The organism is Kineococcus glutinatus (assembly GCF_039542765.1).
GTDB lineage: Bacteria > Actinomycetota > Actinomycetes > Actinomycetales > Kineococcaceae > Kineococcus_A > Kineococcus_A glutinatus.
The window spans coordinates 1-6,538 of record NZ_BAABIL010000111.1 but is presented as its reverse complement, the minus strand read 5'-3'; the positions used below and the strand labels follow the sequence as shown (position 1 = coordinate 6,538).

Annotated in this window: 8 protein-coding genes; 5 read left to right on the top strand and 3 right to left on the bottom strand. The window is 77.8% G+C overall.

Features of this window, described 5'->3' with window-relative positions:
* Positions 1 to 50: 50 nt before the first annotated feature.
* On the bottom strand, positions 51 to 362 hold the full coding sequence (locus tag ABEB16_RS04970) for a DUF3263 domain-containing protein (protein ID WP_345711162.1): 312 nt from the start codon (positions 360 to 362) through the stop codon (positions 51 to 53).
* 149 nt (positions 363 to 511) lie between these two features.
* Here ABEB16_RS04970 and ABEB16_RS04965 point away from each other — a divergent pair, with 149 nt between their 5' ends.
* From ABEB16_RS04965 to ABEB16_RS04945, 5 genes are all read left to right on the top strand, one after another.
* Positions 512 to 1,213 (top strand): uracil-DNA glycosylase, encoded by a 702-nt coding sequence (locus tag ABEB16_RS04965; RefSeq protein WP_345711161.1) that lies wholly within the window; start codon positions 512 to 514, stop codon positions 1,211 to 1,213.
* A 97-nt stretch (positions 1,214 to 1,310) separates the two neighbouring features.
* A complete protein-coding gene (efeU, locus tag ABEB16_RS04960; RefSeq protein ID WP_345711160.1) occupies positions 1,311 to 2,156 on the top strand; it encodes an iron uptake transporter permease EfeU in 846 nt (281 codons plus the stop codon).
* Positions 2,157 to 2,246: 90 nt separating this feature from the next.
* Positions 2,247 to 3,392 (top strand): iron uptake system protein EfeO, encoded by a 1,146-nt coding sequence (efeO, locus tag ABEB16_RS04955; RefSeq protein ID WP_345711159.1) that lies wholly within the window; start codon positions 2,247 to 2,249, stop codon positions 3,390 to 3,392.
* Positions 3,393 to 3,404: 12 nt separating this feature from the next.
* Entirely contained in the window at positions 3,405 to 4,610 is a 1,206-nt protein-coding gene (gene efeB, locus ABEB16_RS04950) for an iron uptake transporter deferrochelatase/peroxidase subunit (RefSeq protein WP_345711158.1), read from the top strand.
* A gap of 46 nt (positions 4,611 to 4,656) precedes the next feature.
* Entirely contained in the window at positions 4,657 to 5,778 is a 1,122-nt protein-coding gene (locus ABEB16_RS04945; protein WP_345711157.1) for an aldose epimerase family protein, read from the top strand.
* Here ABEB16_RS04945 and ABEB16_RS04940 read toward each other — a convergent pair.
* Positions 5,759 to 6,262: an OsmC family protein gene (locus ABEB16_RS04940; protein WP_345711156.1), complete on the bottom strand. Its 504-nt coding sequence runs from the start codon at positions 6,260 to 6,262 to the stop codon at positions 5,759 to 5,761. The genes ABEB16_RS04945 and ABEB16_RS04940 overlap by 20 nt on opposite strands.
* 47 nt (positions 6,263 to 6,309) lie before the next feature.
* On the bottom strand, positions 6,310 to 6,538 hold a 229-nt coding region (locus ABEB16_RS04935; RefSeq protein WP_345711155.1), incomplete at its 5' end, for an asparaginase.

Sequence of the window (6,538 nt, the reverse complement as noted above, 5' to 3'; positions counted from 1 at the left end):
CGTGCGGTGGGCACCGCGCCGCGCCGGCTGCGGCGCGCCTCCGTGCCCGCTCAGGGCTGCGCGCCGAGGCGACGCGCCGAGCGGGCGCGCTGGCGGGTGGAGCGCATGCGCCGCAGCCGCTTGACGAGGACCGGGTCCTGCGCGAGCGCCTCGGGGGTGTCGATGAGCGCGTTGAGCACCTGGTAGTAGCGCGTCGGGGTGAGGTCGAAGAGCTCCCGCACCGCCTGGTCCTTGGCGCCGGGGTAGGTCCACCACTGGCGCTCGAACTCCAGGATGCGGACGTCGCGCGCGCTCAGCGCCGCGGCCTCCCGCTCGGCGCCGTGCCCGCCGGCCGCCGCGCCCACCGCCGCATCGCCCTCCATGGTGCAACCCCCTCCGGTGCCGCCCCGCCGGTGCCGGGACGCCCGCCGCAGCGGGTGCCCCCACTGTAGGCACCGGCGCCGACAGCTCCCGGCACCGGCGCCTGCCCGCGCGGCGCGCCCCCCGGCACCGGCGCCGGTACGGTCGCCGGGTGCCCTCCCCCGCCCCCGGACCCGACCCCGCCGGGCTCGGGCTCGACGACCTCGACCCCGGCTGGGCCGACGCGCTGCGCGGGGTGCGCCCCGAGCTGGAGCGCCTGTCGGCCGAGCTCGCCGCCGCCTCCGCCGCCGGCCGGCCCTGGCTGCCGCGCGCCGACCGGGTGCTGCGGGCCTTCCGCCGGCCCTTCGAGGAGGTCCGGGTGCTGCTCGTCGGCCAGGACCCCTACCCCACCCCCGGGCACGCCGTGGGCCTGTCCTTCTCCGTGGAGCCGCAGGTGCGCCCGCTGCCGCGCAGCCTGGCCAACGTCTTCCGCGAGCTCGTCGAGGACACCGGCGTGCCCCGGCCGACCACGGGCGACCTGTCCCCGTGGGCGGATCGCGGCGTGCTGCTGCTCAACAGGGCGCTCACCGTCTCCGAGGGCGCCGCGGGCTCGCACCGCCGCCTCGGCTGGGAGGTGGTGACCGACGCCGCGGTGCGGGCGCTGGCCGCGCGGGAGCGACCGCTGGTGGCGGTGCTGTGGGGGCGCGAGGCGCAGTCGCTGCAGCCGCTGCTGGCCGGCGCCGACGTCGTGGCCAGCGCCCACCCCAGCCCGCTGTCGGCCCGGCGCGGCTTCTTCGGCTCGCGCCCCTTCAGCCGGGTCGACGAGCTGCTCGCCGCGCGGGGGGCGCCCGGCGTGGACTGGTCGCTGCCCTGAGCGGTCCCACCGGGACCCCGGCGCGCCCGCCCGACCTCGGTTAGCCTGGCCTCACCCGCCGGACCAGCAGGGCGCCGGCCCCGACGAGGAGCACACCGTGGTCGCCAACCTCCTGATCGGCCTGCGCGAGGGGCTGGAGGCCACGATCGTCGTCTCCATCCTCGTCGCGTTCCTCGTCAAGGCCGACCGGCGCGACCGCCTGCCGGCCCTGTGGGCGGGGGTCGGCGCGGCCGTGGCGATCGCCGTGGCGGTCGGCGCCGGGCTCGCCCTGGCCGCCAAGCAGCTCACCTTCACCGCCCAGGAGCTCCTGGGCGGTGCGCTCTCGATCGTCGCCGTCGGCTTCGTGACGTGGATGGTCTTCTGGATGAAGCGGGCCGCCAGGTCGCTGGCCGCGGAGCTGACCGACCGCATGCGCTCGGCGGTGGAGCTGGGCGGCACGGCCGTGGCCGTCACCGCCCTGCTCGCCGTCGGACGCGAGGGCCTGGAGACGAGCGTCTTCGTCACCGCCGCCGTCCGCGCGACCGGGCGGACCTGGGAGCCGCTGACCGGGGCGCTCCTCGGCCTGGCCCTGGCGGTCCTGATCGGCTGGCTGCTGTACCGGCAGGCCGTCCGCATCGACCTGCGCCGGTTCTTCACCTGGACCGGCGCCGCCCTCGTCGTCGTCGCCGCCGGCGTGCTCGCCTACGGGGTGCACGACCTGCAGGAGGCGCGCGTCCTGCCGGGGCTGGGCTCGCTGGCCTTCGACGTCAGCGAGCAGGTCCCGCCGAGCAGCTGGTACGGCGCGCTGCTCAAGGGGATCTTCAACTTCTCCCCCGCCACCACCTGGCTGGAGGCGATCGCGTGGGCCGCCTACGTCGTGCCGGTCCTCGCGCTCTTCCTGCGCCGCACGGCCCGGCCCGTGACCGCCGCGCCCTCCGCGGGCCCCGCCCGCGTCGACTCCTGACCCCCTCCGAGCCCCCTCCGAGCCCCCTCCGAGCCCCCCTCCGACCGCCCGCACCGCACCCGCCGGCGCGGACCGACCCCTGGAGCCCCCTTGCGCCCCCGCACGCCCCGCCCCGCCACCGCCCTGACCCTGCTCGCCGCCGCGGCGCTGGCCGGCTGCACCGACGCCCCCTCCGCCGACCCGGCCGCCGGGGCGAGCCCGGCCGACGGCACCGTCGCCGTCCGCGCCACCGACGACGCCTGCGAGGTCTCCAGCACCGACCTCGGCAGCGGCATCACCACGTTCGCCATCACCAACGAGGGCAGCGACGTGACCGAGGTGTACGTCTACGCCCCGGGCGACCGGATCGTCACGGAGAAGGAGAACATCGGCCCGGGCACGAGCTACGAGCTGACGGTGGACCTGACCGAGGGCAGCTACCAGGTCGCCTGCAAGCCGGGCATGGTCGGCGACGGCATCCGCCAGGACGTGCGGGTCGCGGGGGCCGCCGAGGCACCCGACCCGGCGGCGGAGGCGGCCGTGGCCGCCTACCGCACCTGGGTGCAGCAGCAGGCCGACGCCTCGGTACCGCTCGTGCAGCAGCTGCGCGACGCGGTGGCCGCCGGTGACGTGGAGGGGGCCAAGGCCCTCTACGCCCCCTCCCGCGTGCCGTGGGAGTCCATCGAGCCGGTCGCGGAGAGCTTCGGCGACCTCGACCCGCGGATGGACGCCCGCGAGGCGGACCTCGCCGCGGGTGAGGCGTTCACGGGCTGGCACCGCCTCGAGAAGGCGCTGTGGACCGGTGAGGACCTCGCGCCGCTGGTGCCGGTGGCCGACCAGCTCGTGCTCGACGTGCAGGAGCTGGCCCAGCGGGTGCCCAACGCCGCGCTGACCCCGACCTCGATCGGCAACGGCGCCAAGGAGCTGCTCGACGAGGTCGCCACCGGCAAGATCACCGGGGAGGAGGAGGCGTTCAGCCACACCGACCTCGTGGACTTCGAGGCCAACGTCGCCGGTGCCGCGCAGGCCCTGGAGGTGCTGCGCCCGATCGTGTCGGAGAACGACCCGGAGCTGGTGACGACGCTCGACGCGGAGTTCGCGGACGTGCGCGCGGCGCTGGAGCCGTACCGGGTGCCGGGCGGGTTCGTGCCCTACGACACGGTGACCGAGGAGCAGCGGCGCGAGCTGGCCCGCGCGGTGGACGGGCTGTCCGAGCCCCTGTCGCGGCTGGGCGCCGCGGCCGCCGGGGAGGCCTGAGCCGTGCCCCGGGTGAGCAGGCGCGGCCTGCTCGCGGCCGTCGGCGCGGGGGCCGCGGGCACGGGGATCGCCGTGGCGGTGGCGGCCGAGCCGCCCGCCCCCACCGCCACCGACGTGGTGCCCTTCGAGGGGGCGCACCAGGCCGGGATCGCCACCGACGTCCAGGCCCACCTGCACTTCGCGGCCTTCGACGTGCTGGCGGACGACGCGGCGGGGCTCGCCGGCCTGCTGCGGGACTGGACGGCGGCGGCGCGCGCGCTCGTCTCCGGCCGGCCCGTCGGCGAGGGCGGGGCCGTGGGCGGGGACCCGCTCGCGCCCCCGGCGGACACCGGGGAGGCCCTCGGCCTGCCCGCGGCGCGCCTCACCCTGACGGTGGGGCTGGGCCCGTCCCTGTTCGACGACCGGTTCGGCCTCGCGGCGCGCCGGCCGGCGGCGCTGGTGGACCTGCCCGCCTTCCCCGGCGACACCCTGGACCCGGCCCGCTGCGGCGGGGACCTCGCCGTGCAGGCCTGCGCGGACGACCCGCAGGTGGCGGTGCACGCGATCCGCACGCTCAGCCGGATCGCCGCGGGCCGGGCCGCGGTGCGCTGGGCGCAGCTGGGCTACGGCCGGGCGGCGACGGTCGACCCGAGCGCCCCCACGCCCCGCAACCTGTTCGGCTTCAAGGACGGCACCGCCAACGTGCCCGGCGCCGACACCGCCGCCCTCGACGAGCACGTGTGGGTCGCCGCCGACGACGCCCTCGCCCCGGGGGAGCGGTGGATGACGGGCGGCACCTACCTGGTGGCCCGGCGGATCGCGATGCACATCGAGACGTGGGACCGCACGTCGCTGGCCGAGCAGGAGCAGGTCGTCGGCCGGACCAAGGGCGAGGGCGCCCCGCTCGGCGGCAGCCGCGAGCACGAGGCCTTCGACCCGGCGACGCTGCCCACCGCCTCGCACGTCCGGCTGGCGCACCCCTCCCGGCACGGCGGGGCCCGGATGCTGCGCCGCGGGTTCAACTACACCGACGGCGCGACGGGGCTGGGCCGGCTGGACGCGGGGCTCTTCTTCCTCGCCTACCAGCGGGACGTGCGGCGGGCCTTCGTCCCGGTGCAGCAGGCGCTCGCGGCGGACGACGCGCTCAACGAGTACGTCCGGCACACCGGCTCGGGCGTGTGGGCGGTGCCGCCCGGGGTGGGGGCCGGCGGCTGGTGGGGCGAGCAGCTGCTGGCGTGAGCACCCCCGGGCCGGGGCGCGCGGCGGGTGCGCGACGATGCGGCCCATGACCTCCCCCACGAGCACCACCTCCGGCGCGGCGCCGGAGCCCTTCGGCAGCACGAGCGGCGGCACCGGCGTGGAGCGCTGGTGGCTGCGCACCCCGTCGGGGGCGCGGGCCGCGGTGCTGTCGCTGGGGGGGACGCTGCAGTCGCTGTCCGTACCGGGCACCGCCGGCGGCACCGGCGTCGAGCTCGTCGTGGGCCTGCCCGACGTGGCCGCCTACGAGGCGGGCGGGGACTTCTTCGGCGCGACCGTCGGGCGCTTCGCCAACCGGATCGCCGGCGGGCGCTTCAGCGTCGACGGCGTGGAGCACCGCGTCCCCACCGGCGGCGCGCAGCACGCGCTGCACGGCGGGGAGTCCGGCTTCGACCGGCGCGTGTGGGAGGCCGAGGAGGTGCCGGGCGCGGCGGCGGTGCGGCTGCGGCTGACCAGCCCGGACGGCGACATGGGCTTCCCCGGGCAGCTGCGCGCCGAGGTGGTGTACACCCTCACCGACGTCGAGGGCGGCGCGCAGCTGCGCATCGACTACCTGGCGACGGCGGACGCCCCCACCCCCGTCAGCCTGACCAACCACGCCTACTTCAACGTCGACGGCGTGGGGTCGGGCACGGTGGAGCAGCAGCGGCTGCGCATCGCCGCCGCGCGCTACCTGCCGGTGGACGCGGGTCTCATCCCGACGGGCGAGCTGGCCCCGGTGGCGGGCACGCCGTTCGACTTCACCGCGCCCCGCCGCATCGGCGAGCGGCTGCGCGAGGGGCACCCGCAGGTCCTCGCCGGGCAGGGCTACGACCACTGCTGGGTCCTGGACGCCACGTTCGGCGCCGAGCCCGCGGAACCGGTCCTGGTCGCGGAGGTCACCGGCGCGGGCGGTCGGGTGCTGCAGGTGCTCACCGACCGGCCGGGCCTGCAGTTCTACTCGGGCAACTTCCTGACGGGCACCACGACGGACGCGGACGGGCACCCGGTGCGGCAGACCGACGCGCTGTGCCTGGAGACGCAGGCGCTGCCGGACGCGGTGAACCAGCCGGCCTTCGGCGACGTCGTGCTGCGCCCGGGGCAGCGCTGGCGCAGCACGACGGTCTACCGGGTGCTGGAGGCGGGGGCGCTCAGCCCCGTCGGACGGTGACGGTGGGCGGGGTGTGCAGCGTCTGGGCGATGACGCAGTAGCGCTCCGCGAGGGAGACGAGCTTGGCCTCGGTGGCCTCGTCGGCGTCGCTGTCGAAGTCGAAGGTGATGGTGACGTCGGTGAGGCCCACCGGGACCGCCCGGTCGACGCCGAGGGTGCCGCGGGCGTCCCAGGTGCCCTCCACGACCACCCGGGCGTCGCGCAGCTGCACGCCCATGGCGGTGGCGACGCTGCGCAGGGTGACCCCGGCGCAGGCGGCGACGGCCTCGCAGAGGATGTCGGCGGAGCAGGCCTCGCTGCCGTCGCCGCCGGTGGCGGGGTGCAGCCCGGCGCGGACGGTGCCGGCGGCGCCGTCCACGGAGGCGCCGATGGTGTCCCCGTCCAGGACCGCGACGGCGCGGGCGGGCACGCGGGCGGTGGCGGGGTCGTCGCGGTACTTGTCCTTGAGGGGCTTCTGCAGGGCTCGCAGCTGGGTGGCGTCCACGGCGTGAGCCTACGTCGGGCGCGCCGCGGCGCCGGCCGCGGCGGGGCTCAGCCCAGCAGGGCGGGGGTGGGCGCGAGCACGCCGAGCCGCCGTCCGCCGCCGAGCACGGGGGCGCTGGTGAGGTCGCCGGCGGCGGCGACGTCGGCGCCGAGGCGGGCCAGGGCCGCCAGGGCCACCATCGTGGTGGCGCGGGAGGCGCCGTCGGCGACCTTGACGGCCACCGCCTGGCCGGTGGCGGCGACGGCGACCAGGACGCCCTCGTAGCCGCCCTTGGCG